The sequence below is a fragment of the Methylobacterium sp. WL12 genome, assembly GCF_008039475.1.
GTDB lineage: Bacteria > Pseudomonadota > Alphaproteobacteria > Rhizobiales > Beijerinckiaceae > Methylobacterium > Methylobacterium cerastii.
In genome coordinates this window covers 1-1,475 of sequence record NZ_VRUW01000206.1, presented here as the reverse complement: position 1 = coordinate 1,475, position 1,475 = coordinate 1, and the positions used below count along the sequence as shown (strand labels likewise).

Here is a 1,475-nt window from a genome sequence, read left to right as displayed (position 1 = left end):
CTAGGAGCCCGTCCGAGTAACGAGTTTACGCGGTGGGATGAGGTTGGAAGTGTGGGCAGACGTGGGCGTCGGCTTTGGGCTCAGTGACTGGCCTTGGCCAGCTTGAGGAGGTTGTGGGCGGTGCAGATCATCGCCCATTCGCCCCGGACTTGATCGAGGCCCCGGAGCAAGAACTGCCGGAAGCCTCTGGCCTGCTTGATCTGCCCAAACACCGGCTCCACGACCTGCTTCCTCAGGCGGTAGCGGCTCCGGCGGCCAGCCTGCTTCAGCCGCGCGGCCATCGCACGCATCAGGGGCGTCTTTGTCAGTGTCCGACGACCGGCCGCATCCGCCTCGCCGTGACGCGCCCGACCCGGCGCCAGATAGGCGGTGATCCGCCGCTGCTTCAGCGCGGCCAGGTTCGCCTCGTTGGCAAAGCCTGCATCGCCCGAGACCTCGCACGGCTTACGCCCGAGATGAGCGCGGACGTCGTCGATGAGCGGCACGAGGGCGCGGGCGTCGGCGGCGTTCGTCACGAGGCGATGCGCCACGATGATTTGATGCGCGGCATCGACGGCGATCTGCCCGTTGTAGCCCTGCACGAACCCGTCGCGCGTGGGCAGGATGCGGCTGTCCGGGTCTGTGAAGTTGCGCTGCGCCCGATCTGGCGGACCGCCGTCCTCACCACGTAGGGGTCGACCCTGCCAGCGCATGCCCGAGGACGCACCCGGCCCGCTCTCGTCCTCCGGGGTGGGCGGATCGACCGCTTCCGCTTCCAACGCGGCCTTCGCGGCGCGGATCGTCTCCAGCCGTCGCTGCTTGTCGGCCATCCAGTCCGGTGTCTCGTCGCCCCGTCGGTTCGCGCCCTGCACCGCATCCTCGGCCGCGTCCGCCTCACGCGCCTGCTCCAGCCAGGCGTCGACCTCGGCGGCCAGCGCCGGCTCGGCCGTCTTCATGCGTCCGTAGCTCATCGCCTTGTGGCGAGAGGCGTTGGCCTTCACCTTGGTGCCGTCCACCGCCACGTGGGCGAACTGGACCAAACCGGCCGCTCGGCACAGGCGCAGCACCTGCACGAAAAGGTCCGACAGGGCCACGAGGTGACGCTTGCGGAAGTCGGCGATGGTGCGGAAGTCCGGCCGGTTCAGCCCGGTCACCGCCATGACGTCGACCCGCTCCTCGCAGGCCCGAGCGAGCTGACGCGACGAGTACAGACCGCGGCTGTAGCCGTAGAGCAGAAGCGCCACCATCATTCCTGGGTGGTAGGGCGGGTAGCCGCGCTCCTCGCTGTAGGTATCGAGGATGGCCGAGAGGTCGAGCGCCTCCCGCACCGTGTCGCGAACGAAGTGCGCCATGTGCCCGGGCGGCACGAACTCGTGCAGCGAGGGCGGCAGCAACCAGCCCTGATCCACATCCCAGGAGCGAAACACCTTGGCCATGAGCCAAGTGAATCACCCTCCGGCCCCGCCGTCGAGAGGATTACTCGGACGCGCTCCTAG

1 protein-coding gene is annotated in these 1,475 nt (G+C 68.7%); it reads right to left on the bottom strand.

The window, feature by feature from the left end; genetic code table 11:
• Positions 1-80: 80 nt before the first annotated feature.
• Positions 81-1,415 (bottom strand): IS1182 family transposase, encoded by a 1,335-nt coding sequence (locus tag FV226_RS27505; protein WP_147765403.1) that lies wholly within the window; start codon positions 1,413-1,415, stop codon positions 81-83.
• Positions 1,416-1,475: the final 60 nt, after the last annotated feature.

What these genes read in the sequence shown, in the direction of transcription:
- FV226_RS27505 (WP_147765403.1), bottom strand. Translation starts at nt 1,415, where the DNA reads ATGGCCAAGGTGTTTCGCTCCTGGGATGTGGATCAGGGCTGGTTGCTG.